The organism is Chitinophaga sp., assembly GCF_039596455.1.
Taxonomy (GTDB): Bacteria; Bacteroidota; Bacteroidia; order Chitinophagales; family Chitinophagaceae; genus Chitinophaga.
The window spans coordinates 63,181-77,547 of sequence record NZ_JBCNJR010000002.1 but is presented as its reverse complement, the minus strand read 5'-3'; the positions used below and the strand labels follow the sequence as shown (position 1 = coordinate 77,547).

The following is a 14,367-nucleotide window of genomic DNA, read 5'->3' as shown; positions in this document are numbered from 1 at the left end:
ATGCTTCTATCGTCTTTATGGTATGCCTTTTTTCGCTGTCGCAAATCCCCGCCTGATTACGGCATACTTCTCCGGCTGGGCCGCAGGGTCTTGATGACAGTAGATAAACACCCCGTCCGCATTTTGCAGGCCTGCCTTCAGCACGTCTTTCACATACTCCGGCGTAGACGGCCCCAGGCGGCTGTGGGCGGTGGCGTAGATGTCAAGTATTACGGGGAAAGAAGCCCCGAACAATTGTTTGATGGTATCTATTTCCGCCTTCACCTGCGTGGCGTCTGTGAGGTTGGCCTTTACAGATTCAGCGCGGTAGGGAAACAGCACTCCGTCGAGATAAGGTGCATAGGTGGATGAAAAGGCGGCATTGATCTGCCGGTAATAACAGCAGGGAATAAAGGCAAACCTGGGGTTAATGGCCTTTGCCGCGGCGGTGAACCTGCCAACATATTCCGGCGTGAATACCTTCAGGTTGTGCACAAAATCATCTATGCTCCAGGCGGTAAGGGCGGGCTCTTTCAGGCTGAGTGTGGCCAGTTCCCTGGCCCAGCGTTCAAAATCGAGCCGGAAGGGTTCGGAAAAATATTTGGCATGCGGGGGAGATTCGGAATGCGGCACCAGTGTTACCCACACTTTAATGCCTGCCTTGCGCGCCATGGGCAGAAAAGCCTGCAGATCGTCCCAGTCTGTTGCGCGTGTCCAGATCAGCCAGTTGTACGTATTGGCATGAATGTCTTTTAGTTCGGCCAGCAGGCGCGGCAGATCTGCCCGGTCATTAGCAAGGCGCGGCAGGCCGCTGTAGGTGCCTTTTAGCTGTTGCGGCTGCCCGCGGCCGTTACCCGGACTGTTACCGGCAAAGAGGGGGTACTGGCACAGCAAAGCCAGTACCACAAGTGTTGACAAGCGTTTCATCATGACGGTATGATTTATTGGTACATTTGTCAGGTTTGGGGCGCCCAGTACGTACAGGTGCCCTCCGCTTCTACCGGCCCTTTAAACAGCAGGCAGCCTCCGCATTTAGCCCCTTCTTTCGGGGGCTTGTAGAGGTTGCACAGCCTGCAATGCTTTTCGGGATCGGGAGAAGCGTCTGTATATCCCAGTTTCTTCCTCGCCGCCAGGTCTTCTTCCGTAAGGTGGCTATAGTCCTGGCAGGAAGTCAGCTTTTCCTCCGCTTTGTTTTCTTTTTTGCCGTCACCACAGCCTGCAGCCAGCAGGCCGCCTGTGAGCAGCAGCATGCCAGATGAAAAAGTATTTCTCAGAAACGAACGGCGCGAATAATGCTGTTTTTCCATCATGCAGTGTTTTTACACTTTCTCTTTTTTGTGCGAATATGTTTTGCGGCAGATCTATTTGCCGCCTGTTTTTTCTGTTTCCTTCAATGATGCGGACAATTTTTCCGCGGCCGCCTTCACCTTTCCGTCTGCACTTTTTTCCAATGCCGCCAGGGCAGGCCCGAAGGCAGCATCGGGAGCGGTTTTATTCTTGGCGGCTTTCAGGCCGGTGGTAACACCACCCAAAATAGCCGTCTGGTATTTTTCGTTCAGCTGCGGCGCGAGGGTCAGTAGGTGGCTCACCTCCCCTGCTGCGTTGCGCGCGGCAACAGCATGGGCAAAGGTGGCAAGGTACCCGCCTTTGTCTGAGCGGCCTTCCTTGTCAAGCGCACCGGTGGTCTGCAAATACGTAAGGAACTGCATGGAAATACCGGCTGGTGAACTGAGTATGGCAGACTGGAACCATTTGTCTTTAGCGTATTTCTCCAGTACAGTGGCCAAGGCTCCTGAAGTTTTATCTATCGGGAACTGGCCAAGGCTCAGCGTAGCCTGGAAGGCCACCAGGGGCACCGTGTCTTCGCTCAGCTTCAGCAGTGCAGGCAAACAATCCGGATAGCGCTCCGCCAATATAGCAGCGTGTTCACGAATACCGGGCGCCGGGTCATTCATGGCTTGCCTTACCAATCCGCTGTTGAGCGCATCCAGCCCCTCCAGCGTATACAAGGCATGCAGCCGTGCCTTTTCACTGGCGTTGGCAGACATGTACAACGCGTTCAACATGGGAATAGCAGCGGCGTCTTTCCTTTCCACCAGCAACCGTTGAGCGTTCACGCGCCACCAGCGGCTGGCGTTGCCCAACAGCGCTACCAGCTCTTCTGTTGTTTTGCCGCGGAGGCCGGGTTTTACATTGTGCTGCACTGTGGCGCCCGTGGGTACAATCCGGTAGATGCGGCCGTACTGGTTGCCCAGCATAAAGTCCATATCCGTTTTCAGGTCTTCCGGAATAGATACCGGTGTTTCTATATGCTGACGGTACATGTCTATCAGGTAAAGCCAACCATCCGGCGCATTGGCCAGGTTCACAGGGCGGAACCAGGGGTCTGACGCCGCAATGAACTCTCTTTTCAATTCTTTTGCCGGCCGCCTCGCCGCAAAGAAAGGCCCGTTGTGCAAGGTGTCTATCTGGTCACGGTGTACCAGGTTGCAAGCCACTTCCGCGGTAAACACGGAACCGTAATATTCCTGCGGGAAACCGGCGCCGTTATAATCTGTGCCGCCGGAAGCGCCGGTGAAATGCTCTCTTGCATATTCTTTTCTGCCAAGGCCTTGCTCATCGTATGCCTTCTGCCGCCGGTCTGTACGCTCCTGCCGCCAGTAAGGCGTTTTGCTCACCTGGTACACCACCGGTGTATCCTTGTAAATATTGGCTACGCCCCTGTAGGACGGCAGGTAATCATGCCGGTGCAGGTACCGCCAGGGAATAGGCGCCGTTTGTATATGCAATGTGTTCTGCGTGAAGAAACGATGCCCGTAGTCATCCATGGCCAGGCCAAACTGCCCAACGCCGGATTCTACTTCAAACAGCCCTTTATCCAGCCGGAAACGGAAGTCTCCGCCGCCTACGGCCACCGGCGGCGCATCCGGCTTGCGCAGGAATTTTACCAGGCCCTTCTGCCCGTTGTTGTTGGCATAGATCCAGTTATCTACGCCGTAACGCAGGCTGGTGATCTGGGCCTCCGAGTTATCTTCAAAAAAACCGGTGAACAGTACTTCCGTGCTGTCTGCCCGCCCGTCTCCATCTGTATCTTTCATGAATAATATATCGGGCGCCGCCGTTACCAGCAAGCCCTGCTGCCACGGCAACATGCTGGTACCGCTGGGCAGGCCTTCAGCAAATACAATGGCAGAATCTATCCTTCCGTCCCCGTCCATATCTTTCAACTGGCGTATTTTGCCCGTACCCCGCCCTTTCTCCGGCTTGTAGGGATAATCTCCCATTTCCATCACAAAACAGTTCCCTTCTTCATCAAACACCATCTCTACAGGATCTTTCACATATGGCTCCGCTGCAAATACTTCTACCTTGAAGCCTTCTGCCACGTCAAACGTTTTTATGGATTCTTCCGGTGAAAGCGGGCCCTTGTACCGCGGCTCGTTACATGCGGCCAGTAGCGCCACACCGATAGCTAAAAAAATACGCCTGTTCTTCATGTTGCTGTCTGTTATTAATTTTTTCATAGTGGATTCAGGAAATTTTTAAACGGAAAGGGTTCGGGATCTTCACCAGGTCCTGTATCTCGTTGCCCTGCCAGTTAAACCGCGCCAGGGTGTAGATATTGCCGTCTGCGCCAATGGCAATGGAATTGACGTACGTAGGACGGCTTCCGTCAGGATAGAACACCGCGCCATGGTCTTTATACGTGCCGGTAGGCAGGTGATAGGTAACCACGTGCAGGTTTTCTATGCCTTTTGCCGCACCCTTTGCTATCTGGCTGGCCCCGGTTACCCTTTTTCCGTTCTCGTACACCGGGCCGCCGGTGAGGTAATAAATGGTTTCTCCGTCTGGGCCCAGTATGAAACCAAGATAGCCGTAGCTGAACTGGTCATACATGCCGCTTTTCTGAGACAATGAGGAGGCAATACGGTCTACGATCTCCACTTTCTTTTCAGCCGGGTCAAAACGGAACAGGTAGCCGGAGTTGCCATGTACACCGTACGCTACCTTTTCAGGCGCGTACCAGAATATTTTGCGCCAGTTATACCCCATGCTGCCGGGGCGCGTGGCATCGTAAGTACCAAAGTAGTCTATCTTCAGATCTACGTCTTCCAGCTTCTCCAGGGCGTTACCTGAAGGATGATAGGTGAAGATGGAACCTTCCGCGGTAGAAAAGTACACATTCCCCTTATCCTGGTCTACGAACATGGAGCGGCAGATGGTGCGGTAATCATCCCCCACCGTTCCGGCCTCACTGCGGGCACAGGTTAAACCAAGGTTCTTCAGTTCTCCTGTATGTATGTTATAATGGATCAAATAACCCAATGGCCAGGTAAGCGCGTATAACTGTTTCCTTTCCTTGTCCATGGTCATGGTAATAATGCCTTCACCTTCCGGGGCAATGGCCAGGTCTTCAAACCGGCCGGTATTCAGATCATATGAAAGAAAGTGCCCGCCGGGGTAAAGCTTGTAGCCCGCCGGTGCATGCACATGCAGGCGTTCCATACCGTCTATCATTTCATATACGCCTACATGCGAAGCAAAATACAGCTTGCCCCCGCTTTCGTGAAAACGCACGTGGCTTTTGCCTTGCGGAATAGTGGACGCATTTTTTTCCCCGCATATTTCCGTAAGATCTGCCAGAAATTCAGAACGGTCTGTAGCGGGATCATATACATAAATCTGCCCTCCAATGTCATAAGACTCTGATGAGAGCACGTAGTAAATCTTTCCGTTGCTGGCGGCTGTAATCGCGTTATAAGTGTCATGGGCCAATTCGAACCCTGAAAAATATGGCTTGGCTGTCAGTGCTTTATCTGTAACTGTGTCTACTGGTATCATTGCTTGATTTTTCTATAACCGGAATATTCGTTTCGCATTCTTGTACAGTATTTTATTCAGCGCTTTTTTATCAGGCGCCAGTTTCCTGACTTCCGCCAATGTGCCCGCACCAGAGCAATCCTTCAGCTCTGCCGTGGCGTCCAGGCAATCACTGCCATACATCAGCTTATCCTGGTGCTTTTTCAGGAATGCTTTTGCATGTTCTTCATCACGCGTAATGGAGTTGAGGCCTGAGCCTGCGGAAAGGTCTGCGTACACATTTGGATAATCACTCAGCAAGCGGTCTGTAAGGCCGCCCGGCGTTATTTTCCCTTTTGGATAAAGCCCTTGCTTGTCTGTATAACTTTTGTCCACATTGGCCCACCAGGTTTGGGCGTGGCCGATGAAATTGACCTTCGGGTATTTTTCCAGCATTTTATGAAAGCGGTCAAAACCGTAGTTGTACATGTTAAACTGCCAGTGCATCAATACCGGTACATTGTAGGCCTGCGCCAGCTCGTAGATGCGTTGCATCTCCCGGGAATCACAGTCCACCCCGAATTTCAGTTCGCCTATTACCACTGCGCCCAGCTTGAGGTACTTTTCAATTTCCGCTGTGGCGCCAGGCAGGTCAGGTACTTCATTAGCGCCGAACAGCAGCTCTTTGGGGTACTGCTGCACCAGCTGGTAGCAGGCCTCATTGCCGCCGGCTTTAGCCTGCAGGCCGTTAGACTTGCCATCGTGCGTGGAAGGCCTTTTGACCGGCGTGCCTGACGGCAGCATGATGGTACGGGTTACGCCCAGCGCCCGCTGGTGATGCATCAGGTCTGCATCAGAGCGGCCCATATAGCTGATGTGCTGGTGAATGTCTATCAACTGTTCCGCTTCCGGCTCAGGTAAACCCGCGCCGCGCAGTTTCAGGGCCGTACCGGCCAGCAGTATGCCTGCCCCTGCAATAAATTCCCTGCGTGATAATGGCATTGTACTCATATGGATGATCAGAATTATTTTTTTTTAAAGAACCACCGGCCGCAGCGGTATCTGCGCTTCTTTGGCCAGTTTGATCACTTCCTGCAGAATGATGGTTTCCGTTTCAGGGCTCCACGCGGTAGGCAGTCCGTATACCATGCAGGCCATGTTGCCCTCGTAGCCGCCCTCCCGTAATATCCGGGAGGAAGGGATGTAAGACATGACATCGTTACAATAGCCCATCACAAAAGCATCCAGCCCGAAGATCTCTTTCAGCCTGATGCTGTAATCTACCACCAGCTCACCGCCGAGCCCTATCACCGGCTGATCTCCCAGCTTCCATACTTCTACCGGGTAGGGGTAGTCTTTGTCACGCGGCTCGTTGTTTTTCACTTTTGCCAACATGCGGGCGGCCCAACGCCTGGGATAACCTTCCACTCCATTGGTGGCCAGTTGGGTGAGCTTGGCCTCATCAGGCAGGTTGGTGAACGGCAGGCGCACTTCTGCATAAGCCGTAGTGATGGTGGGCGCCAGCTTTTTCATGTCTTCCTCCAATACCCTTTCTACGGCGGCAGCCAGCTCTTTGCCATATTGTTTGGCCAGTGCTTCCGTACCGCGGGGGAGCGGGTTCTGGTCAGCGCCGGCTCCCTGGAAAAAGAGGGCAGTGGCGCCGGGATAAGTTTTTTCCAGCTCCAGCATGGCAAAACCGGGGTAGTCTGCAGAATACAGATTGCCGCTCAATACGGTTGGATGGCAGGCATAACCGAAAGCCACCGCCTTCAGCTTTCCTTTAGGCGTTTGCACTTTGATGACCGGCACTGCATAGTCATTAGGGCCGTTGAGATCAGACACCCAGGGCAGTAAACCTGCGTTGTTGTTGCGGCGGTTCACCTGGAAGCGTGTTACGCCGTTCTGTACAAACAGTTCAGCCGGTTCCAGGTCTGCCAGCGCTTTACCCGCCAGGTCTGTCACTTTAGCTTCCAGCTCTGAAGAATATTGTTCAACCAGTTTGGCCTGGTCTGCGCCAAAGAGGTAGATGTCTGACAGCGCATTTCCGATCACAGGGCCGGAGTGGGTGTGTGAGCTGTTGAGCATTACCTGGCTGCGCTGCAGCTTGTATTTTGTTTGAATAGCGTTACGGATGCGGTCTGAAACAGATTTGGGAAAACCCAACAGGTCTGAAGTGATCAACAGCACCCTTTTCCCCTGTGCATCTTCCATGGCCAGCGCCTTGGCCCAAAGGTCATGCATCTTGCCTTCCGCCGGTTTGGTACGGGAAGCAAAACCCGCCATCCACATGTTTGTGGACGGGGTAATGTTTACGCGGGCCGTGCCTGCCTTCCACCCTCTTTGCGCCAGGGCCGGACAGTTGAGATAGATAAGGAGGAACAGGCAAAAGAAACCCGCTTTCAATTTTTTCAATTGAAATGTGTGATGCGTACTCATATTGGGCTGATGTTTATGTTTTTGCGGCCAGTTTTATTTTGTCTGCGTTTTTCTGAATGCGTGCAATGGCCGCGGCAATGTCGTCCATATCCGTTTTAGGCCCCAGCAGCATGTTTTGCGTGAACCATACTGCCTCTTTGCAAAGCTTTTCATTTTCCGGGCAGCGGTTGTCCGCCACGTATCTTTCGAAATTGAGTTGTTCTTTTGGGTAGGAGTTCTGGTAAGCTTTAGACTCAAATGCATCTTTGAGGAAAAGCTGGTTGTTGAGCACGGTGTACCCGCCGGAACAGGGGATGCCCTCCGCGCGCATGGCCTTCAGGAACGCTTCTCGCGGCAGGCCTTTGAACGCGGCCTCATTGTACCGGAAGGGGAACAGATGGAACGCACCTCTCGTCACTTTATCATACAGCTTATAGGGGCGCACACCGGGAATACCGCTGATCTGTGATTTCAGGTAGGCCGCGTTGTTGTTGCGGGTAGTGGTTTCCCCGTCCAGCCTTTTCAGCAGCGAGAGACCTATAGCCGCCTGGTATTCCGTGAGGCGCACCTTGGTTCCCTGCATGGTGCTGCCCGCTCCTACTACACCCGCCATGGTACCATAGGGATAGCCGTAGTTTTGATAAGAAAAACAACGGTCCATAAAAGCCTCATCATCACTCACTACAGCGCCGCCTTCCCCAATGGCCAGGTTCTTGGAGTTCTGGAAACTGAAGCAGCCGGCGTTGCCGATGGTGCCTACTTTTTTATGGTTATATTCCGCAAGGTGCGCCTGGCAGGCATCTTCCACTACCACCAGGTTATGTTTCCTGGCAATGGCCATGATGCGGTCCATATCTGCCGGCAGTCCCAGGATGTGTACCGGCATGATGGCTTTAGTGCGCGGCGTGATCTTCGCCTCCAGCTTGGCAGGGTCTATCTGGTAAGTATCCGGGTCTATATCTACAAATACCGGCATGGCGCCGTTGGAGAGCACTGCAGTGATGGTGGCAATGAACGTGTACGGCGGTACCAGAATTTCATCGCCGGTCCTGATATTAAGCTGGTTGAGCGCTACTACCAGGGCGTTGGTGCCGTTTACTACGGCCAGGCTCCTTTTCACGCCCAGCGCGGCGGCCCATTCTTTTTCAAATTCCGTCACTACGCTGGCCCTTGACCAAATGCCGCTCCTGATCACGTCTACCACCCGCTGCTCATCCGTTTCCGGTTTCCAGATAGGCCATTTTGTCCAGGTGGCGCGGCGCACCGGTTCACCGCCCAATATGGCCGGGGTGGCAGCGCTTCCGTTGATGTGAAAGGTATCTGCGGCTTTGAGGGAGCCGCCCAGCAAAAGGCCTGCCGTAAGCGCCCCTGAAGATTTCAGGAAAGAGCGCCGCGGGTTGGGGGCGTCGTTTTGCGAAATATTATTTTCCATGTATGCCGGGTTTAAGTATTGATAGGAATTGAGTTGCGAATTCACCTGGCCGGACGCCTCTTTGATTTTTTACTGTAGCTTTTTTCACCCGCCTCTAATGATGCATAGAACATGCCGCTGTCACTTCCGCCAGGGCCGGCGGATATCAATCCTGGTTGATCATTCTTTCCGGAATCTAATTTACACAAATTTACGGGCACGTGCCCGTAAATTTTAAAAAATTTTCAATTTTCTTGATTTCAGGATGAATTTATAGCTGTTTTTTGCGCCGTTTTTTGGATGGGAATACAATACCATGGCCGGTTTTGGTTACTGAACGGGGGAAGAAAAAAAATTTCACCCCGCTCTGCCGGCCGCTTATTTTTCATAAGACGAGAAGTTTTCCTTGGTAATGATATCAATAGGCATGTAGTGTACCTTACCTAAAGGAGCGGAAAATGCAATATGCTGGTACAGGGCCATCACGCCCTTGTATGCCTGCTGCTGGGGTTTCTGGCAGATCAGGAAATCTATGGTACGGTCATGCAGGTAATCAATGTTTTCCTTCAGAAAATCGTACCCGATCAGTATCACCTTCTGCGGCAGCCGCTGTACGTAAGCCGCCACGGCAGACACGCGGGAATTTGTCACAAAAATAACGCGGATATTCTTGTGCCGTTGCAGCTCTTTAGAGATGCCGGCCTCTATGGAAGCATGGTCCAGCTGGTGAATATCACGCTTGATGATGATGCCCTCCCGCCCATGCTCCTTATAATATGCCCTGAATCCTTCTTCCTTGCGCAGCAGGTGGTGATCACTGTCTATCTCCTTTGAAATATTGACGATCAGCACCTTGTCATTCTCCTGCAGCAGGTAACTGCTAAGGTGAGCCGCCAGCAGGCCGCTCTGGTAAAGGTCAGGCCCAATGTAGCTCATATTGCTGCGGCCTGGAATGTCTGAGTCCATCAGCACATAAGGAATGCCCTGCGCTTCACAGTCCGTTACAAAATGTACGGATTCCTCCATAAAGGAAGGCGCCAGCAAAACCCCGTCTGGTCTGGCTTTCAGGATGGCCTTGGCCTGTTTTACAAAAGACTTCTTATTGTTCTGGTTATAAAAGTATTTGTGCACCTTCACGCTGTACTGCATCACTTCCGCTTCCGCTTCCTCAATACCTTTCAACGGCCCCACCCAGAAGCTGGTTTCATCAGAGCTTTCCGGGATGAGGGTGGCAATATGCACTACCTTGCGGGAGGCCAGCCGCTGCGCATGCAGGTTGGGCTGGTAGTTCAGCTCCGCAATAATGGCGTTGATCCTGTCACGCGTTTTGTCTGAAACGCCCTTCCGTTTATGGATCACCCGGTCTACCGTAGCGGCAGATACCCCGGCCCTTCTCGCAATTTCCTTTACGCCAGACAGTTCATTGGCATCTTTTTTATTCATAGCACCATTTGTGCTACAATAATATAACATATCCGGGGAAAAATTGTGCGGCGGCAGTTCCGGAGCGTTCCGGACAATTTTTCCTGCATTTAAAAGATGTAAACCCGTATCCCATTTATGAGACTTGCGCTTCTCTTATTCGCCCTGAGCATTACCTTTTCTGTTTTCTCACAAAAAAAACATGGAACAGTGAAGTACAACTTCTGCGCGCTGTAACCTTTTATGTACTGGCAGACAATTATAAACTGGAAAATGTATATGACATGGCTACCGAGACTATGGCATGGAAGGCACTCTTGGCATTGACTTGCTATACAGGCGTATAAAGCAGGTGAGAGACAGGCCAGGTGGGAACCGGCTGGCACAGTGAGACAATAAAGTAAGCTATGCTAACAAAAAAACCCGCTGCAATTGCGTTCGCAGCGGGTTTAAAGATTGTTGAGCGTCATTTTCCGATAGTATTCGAACTGCTCTATTGTTGTTGCCTCACCTGGATTCGAACCAAGACAAACAGAACCAAAATCTGTCGTACTACCATTATACTATGAGGCAATCGTTCGTTGGGATTGCAAAAGTATACTTTTTTTCATTTCTGCAAAAAAATCTTGCTCTTTTTTTGACCAAATCGCCCCAATCCCTTACCCCGCCAGTATTTCACGCACCCGCTCCACTACACGTTCCGGGGCCAGCTGCTCCATGCAGGCATGGTCTCCGCGGAAGCAGGGTTTGTTACCGAACACGGAGCAGGGCCGGCAATAAAGGTCTATCTGTACGGCGTTTTTTTCCGGCTGGCCAAAGCCCATAAAACCGGCGTAGGGATGCGTGGCGCCCCATACAGATACCACCGGCACACCAAACAATGAGGCCAGGTGCATATTGGCAGAGTCCATGCTTACCATTACATGCAGCTGGCTGATGATGTTCAGCTCCTGCTGCAGGCTGTGGCGGCCGGCCACAACGGTAAGCGCCGGGTATTTTTCCGCAAGCTGCTGCAGCTGTTCCACTTCATGATGGCCGCCTCCGAACAGGAGGATATCTGCCTCTTCCCGCTCCAGCAATTGCCGTATCACTTCCTCCATTTTGGCCAATGGATATGTTTTCTCTTTATATGTTGCAAAAGGCGCTATCCCTACCTGCTTCCGGGCAGGTAATTGACGGTGAACAGGCGCCACAGCGGCCGTTTGCAGGCCCAGGGCAGCAAATACTCTGCGGTACCGGGAAATAGTGGTTTCCAGCGGTTCCAGCACCTTGTTTTCTTTCCGGGTTAGCGCCTTCTTTCCTGCACGTCCCTTGTCTATCACCGCCACGGGAATGCCTAAAAAGCGGTAAAACGAGCGAACAATGCGGGAGCGCAGTACATGGTGCAGGTCTGCCACCGCGCTGATGCCGGGGTGGTCTCTACGCAGGGCGGCAAACAGCCTGTAGAGGCCTGGCACGCCTTTATGCACCCCTTTCAGGTCTGCCGGATAAAAAACCAGCCGGGGAATGCCTTCACACAAAGCGCCCCAGTTCTTGTTGGTCACAAAAACGATGGTCAGCTCCGGGTTGGCGGCCAGCACTTCCCGCATTACAGGAATGGTCATGGCCACATCTCCCATGGCCGAAAAGCGAATAGCGAGAATGGTATGTGAACTACGGCTTTTGGCCATACAGTACGGGGTTAAGCGAAGGGTCGTTGTACATCTTCATCTGCTTGTACACTTTCATGTATTTGCGGCCCTGGAGAATATCTTCCAGCAGCTCTTCAATAGCGGTAGAGAGGTCTCGCTGCTGCTCCAGCAACACGTCCAGCTTGGCCTGGCAGGCTCGGCGGTGCTCTTCGGTAGCATCCGCGCGGGTGGCTTCCTCCCGCATGTGGTAGATCTTCAGGCTCAGAATGGAAAGGCGGTCTATGGCCCAGGCGGGGCTTTCTGTATTGATGGCGGCGCCGGGCTTGGGCGTTACGTCCTTGTACTTGTCAAGGAAGTAGCTGTCTATGTATTCCACCATATCTGTCCGCTCCTGGTTGGAACGGTCTATCCAGCGCTTGAGGCCCAGCGCTTCTGCCGGGTCTATTTGCGGGTTGCGGATCACGTCTTCCAGGTGCCATTGCACGGTGTCTATCCAGTTTTTGGCATATAACAGGTGTTCAATGGCGGTTTTTTCGTACGGATTCTCAATAGCCCTGTGAATATCATCATAGCGGTGATAGTCAGCAATGCTCTGGTCAAAAATGCGGATGCAAAGTGCGGTAAACATGCAACAAATGTAATCAACTTAACTTTCAGGCAATATGCCTTTTTTGGCATTTAAATCCAGAAACGGCTGAAGGGCAAAAAAAAAGCACATCGTAGATACAATGTGCCGGGCATAAATCATGTGAATGTTCGAGAATGCAATTGTGTAGGCTCTTAATGGTTCTCTGAAAGTGGGCTCTTAAATAATCATTAGCAACTTGAATTGATTTTTTGAACATGCCTGTTATCAGCTTGTTGGTGACGACAGCAACAAGCCAATAACAAAGCATGATCAACATAATTTCTGGAAAACCGGTGGTGCGGATTTTCCGTGTCTCGTCTGGTTATATCTTCTCTACAGGTATTGTCTTTTCGGGTTATACGCCGCAGTTACACTGTTATGCATTAGTCAGGACTAAATTGGCATTCCCTCCTTTCTTCCCGGAGGCTTGTATAAAGTTAGCACGCACTGCTGCCACCGTTTTGCAGTGGGGCATTTTTTCAAAAATTTCAAAACCGGTTTTGCAAACCGTTGTAAACCCGGTGTTTAAAGGTTCTCAGCAAGCTAACGCCACCGGGCATACGAATAAAAAAAGCCCCGTTGCCGGGGCCTTGTATTGTTATTTTCTTCTTAACGCTATGAAATACAGCGGGATGCCTAACAAGATAATACCCAGGCCCGGTATGGCGTACTGCCATTCATATTTCAGCAGCAACAGCGCCAGCGCGGAGGCTATCAGCACGTAAAGCGCGGGCAGCACAGGGTAACCGAAGGCCTTGTAGCTGCGGGGTATTTCCGGCCGCGTTCTGCGCAGCACAAAAATGCCCAGTATGGTGATCACGTAAAATACCAGCACACCGAAAATCACCATGGCCAGCAGGTCATTATAACGCCCGCTCAGGCAAAGCAGGCTGGCCCAGATGCATTGCACCCACAGGCCGTAGCCGGGCACGTTGAACTGGTTCAGGTCACCGGCTTTTTTGAAGAACAGGCCGTCTTTTGCCATGGTATAATAAATGCGCGCACCGGAAAGGATGAGGCCGTTATTGCAGCCAAAAGTGGAAATAATGATCATCACCGCTATGGTTACCGCGCCAATGCCGACGCCAAATATACGTTCCGCGGCAGCCACGCCCACCCTGTCCTGCGCGGCAAAGGCAATTTCATTGAAAGGCAGCACCGCCAGGTACATCAGGTTGGCGGCTACGTAAATAATGGTCACAATGAAAGTGCCCAGGAACAGGGCACGACCTATATTTTTCTGCGGGTTCCTGATCTCTCCGGCAATAAAGGTTACGTTATTCCAGGCGTCGCTGGAAAACAGGGTACCTTTCATGGAGACGGCTATGGCACCGAAAAATGCAAGGCTGGTGAGGGCGGTGGCCATTACCTCACCGTTATCTGACATCTGGAGGCTGGCGCTATTCCAGGCATTTGCCCAGTTCGCATTCCATATCTCCGCCTTCGCACCTACCAGCAACCCGAAAATGATCAGCCCGAAGAGAGAAAACAATTTGGTGAAGGTGAACACGGTCTGGATGATCTTCCCGTTTTTCACCCCTTTTGTATTGATATAGGTAAGCACAATGATGGAGGCTATGGCCACCAGTTGCGCTACAGACAGTTTGAACACACCAATGGAGAACAGCACGTTGCCTTCCCCCAGTTCCGGGGCCAGGTAGCCTACGTACTTGGCAAAGGCCATGGCCACGGCCGCAATGGTACCTGTCTGGATCACGCCAAACTGCGTCCAGCCGAAAAGGAAAGCAATAAACGGGTTATAGGCCTCGCGCAGGTACACGTACTGCCCGCCGGCCTTGGGAAACATGCCAGACAACTCGCCATAACTGAGGGCGGCAATCAGCGTTACCACGCCGGCCAACACCCACATAGCCATCATCCACCCGGCAGAGCCCATGGAACGCGCTACTTCCGCAGAAACAATAAAAATACCGGACCCAATCATGGACCCGGCAACGATCATGGTGGCATCCACCAGGCTGAGGCTTGGTTTAAAGGCGTTTTCTTGGTTAGTTGACATGGTAGCGGTTGATATTGTTGTGAATACGTAGGTTGATAAAAAAATCCCGGCTGTTATGGCC

At 52.1% G+C, this 14,367-nt stretch carries 11 protein-coding genes and 1 tRNA gene; all 12 read right to left on the bottom strand.

Annotated features, from left to right (window positions below; genetic code table 11):
* Positions 1-15 precede the first annotated feature (15 nt).
* Positions 16-909 (bottom strand): hypothetical protein, encoded by an 894-nt coding sequence (locus tag ABDW36_RS10035; RefSeq protein ID WP_343701760.1) that lies wholly within the window; start codon positions 907-909, stop codon positions 16-18.
* 26 nt (positions 910-935) lie between these two features.
* Positions 936-1,229 carry a high-potential iron-sulfur protein gene (locus ABDW36_RS10030; RefSeq protein WP_343701759.1) on the bottom strand — a complete coding sequence of 98 codons (294 nt, stop codon included), beginning with the start codon at positions 1,227-1,229 and terminating at the stop codon, positions 936-938.
* Positions 1,230-1,340: 111 nt separating this feature from the next.
* The gene (locus tag ABDW36_RS10025) at positions 1,341-3,503 is read right to left on the bottom strand and encodes a PVC-type heme-binding CxxCH protein (protein WP_343701758.1); all 2,163 of its coding nucleotides are present in this window, start codon (positions 3,501-3,503) and stop codon (positions 1,341-1,343) included.
* A 7-nt stretch (positions 3,504-3,510) separates the two neighbouring features.
* Positions 3,511-4,821, bottom strand: coding sequence for a hypothetical protein (locus ABDW36_RS10020; RefSeq protein ID WP_343701757.1), 1,311 nt, complete (start codon positions 4,819-4,821; stop codon positions 3,511-3,513).
* Positions 4,822-4,833: 12 nt separating this feature from the next.
* Entirely contained in the window at positions 4,834-5,790 is a 957-nt protein-coding gene (locus ABDW36_RS10015; protein WP_343701756.1) for an amidohydrolase family protein, read from the bottom strand.
* A gap of 24 nt (positions 5,791-5,814) precedes the next feature.
* Positions 5,815-7,215, bottom strand: a complete 1,401-nt coding sequence (locus ABDW36_RS10010) for a neutral/alkaline non-lysosomal ceramidase N-terminal domain-containing protein (RefSeq protein WP_343701755.1) — start codon at positions 7,213-7,215, stop codon at positions 5,815-5,817.
* A gap of 13 nt (positions 7,216-7,228) precedes the next feature.
* On the bottom strand, positions 7,229-8,626 hold the full coding sequence (locus ABDW36_RS10005) for an aminotransferase class I/II-fold pyridoxal phosphate-dependent enzyme (RefSeq protein WP_343701754.1): 1,398 nt from the start codon (positions 8,624-8,626) through the stop codon (positions 7,229-7,231).
* A gap of 357 nt (positions 8,627-8,983) precedes the next feature.
* The gene (locus tag ABDW36_RS10000) at positions 8,984-10,048 is read right to left on the bottom strand and encodes a substrate-binding domain-containing protein (protein ID WP_343701753.1); all 1,065 of its coding nucleotides are present in this window, start codon (positions 10,046-10,048) and stop codon (positions 8,984-8,986) included.
* Between the two features lie 481 nt (positions 10,049-10,529).
* Positions 10,530-10,600 (bottom strand) — tRNA-Gln (locus tag ABDW36_RS09995).
* 86 nt (positions 10,601-10,686) lie between these two features.
* Entirely contained in the window at positions 10,687-11,697 is a 1,011-nt protein-coding gene (locus ABDW36_RS09990) for a glycosyltransferase family 9 protein (protein WP_343701752.1), read from the bottom strand.
* Entirely contained in the window at positions 11,681-12,286 is a 606-nt protein-coding gene (locus ABDW36_RS09985; protein ID WP_343701751.1) for a DUF4254 domain-containing protein, read from the bottom strand. The genes ABDW36_RS09990 and ABDW36_RS09985 overlap by 17 nt, the downstream gene beginning before the upstream one ends.
* A 598-nt stretch (positions 12,287-12,884) precedes the next feature.
* A complete protein-coding gene (locus ABDW36_RS09980) occupies positions 12,885-14,306 on the bottom strand; it encodes an amino acid permease (RefSeq protein WP_343701750.1) in 1,422 nt (473 codons plus the stop codon).
* Between the last annotated feature and the right edge of the window lie 61 nt (positions 14,307-14,367).

Excerpts from the sequence above, each read along its gene's own strand:
- ABDW36_RS10035 (WP_343701760.1), bottom strand. The coding sequence starts at position 909 with ATGATGAAACGCTTGTCAACACTTGTGGTACTGGCTTTGCTGTGCCAG.
- ABDW36_RS10030 (WP_343701759.1), bottom strand. The coding sequence starts at position 1,229 with ATGCTGCTGCTCACAGGCGGCCTGCTGGCTGCAGGCTGTGGTGACGGC.
- ABDW36_RS10025 (WP_343701758.1), bottom strand. The coding sequence starts at position 3,503 with ATGAAAAAATTAATAACAGACAGCAACATGAAGAACAGGCGTATTTTT.
- ABDW36_RS10020 (WP_343701757.1), bottom strand. The coding sequence starts at position 4,821 with ATGATACCAGTAGACACAGTTACAGATAAAGCACTGACAGCCAAGCCA.
- ABDW36_RS10015 (WP_343701756.1), bottom strand. The coding sequence starts at position 5,790 with ATGAGTACAATGCCATTATCACGCAGGGAATTTATTGCAGGGGCAGGC.
- ABDW36_RS10010 (WP_343701755.1), bottom strand. The coding sequence starts at position 7,215 with ATGAGTACGCATCACACATTTCAATTGAAAAAATTGAAAGCGGGTTTC.
- ABDW36_RS10005 (WP_343701754.1), bottom strand. The coding sequence starts at position 8,626 with ATGGAAAATAATATTTCGCAAAACGACGCCCCCAACCCGCGGCGCTCT.
- ABDW36_RS10000 (WP_343701753.1), bottom strand. The coding sequence starts at position 10,048 with ATGAATAAAAAAGATGCCAATGAACTGTCTGGCGTAAAGGAAATTGCG.
- ABDW36_RS09990 (WP_343701752.1), bottom strand. The coding sequence starts at position 11,697 with ATGGCCAAAAGCCGTAGTTCACATACCATTCTCGCTATTCGCTTTTCG.
- ABDW36_RS09985 (WP_343701751.1), bottom strand. The coding sequence starts at position 12,286 with ATGTTTACCGCACTTTGCATCCGCATTTTTGACCAGAGCATTGCTGAC.
- ABDW36_RS09980 (WP_343701750.1), bottom strand. The coding sequence starts at position 14,306 with ATGTCAACTAACCAAGAAAACGCCTTTAAACCAAGCCTCAGCCTGGTG.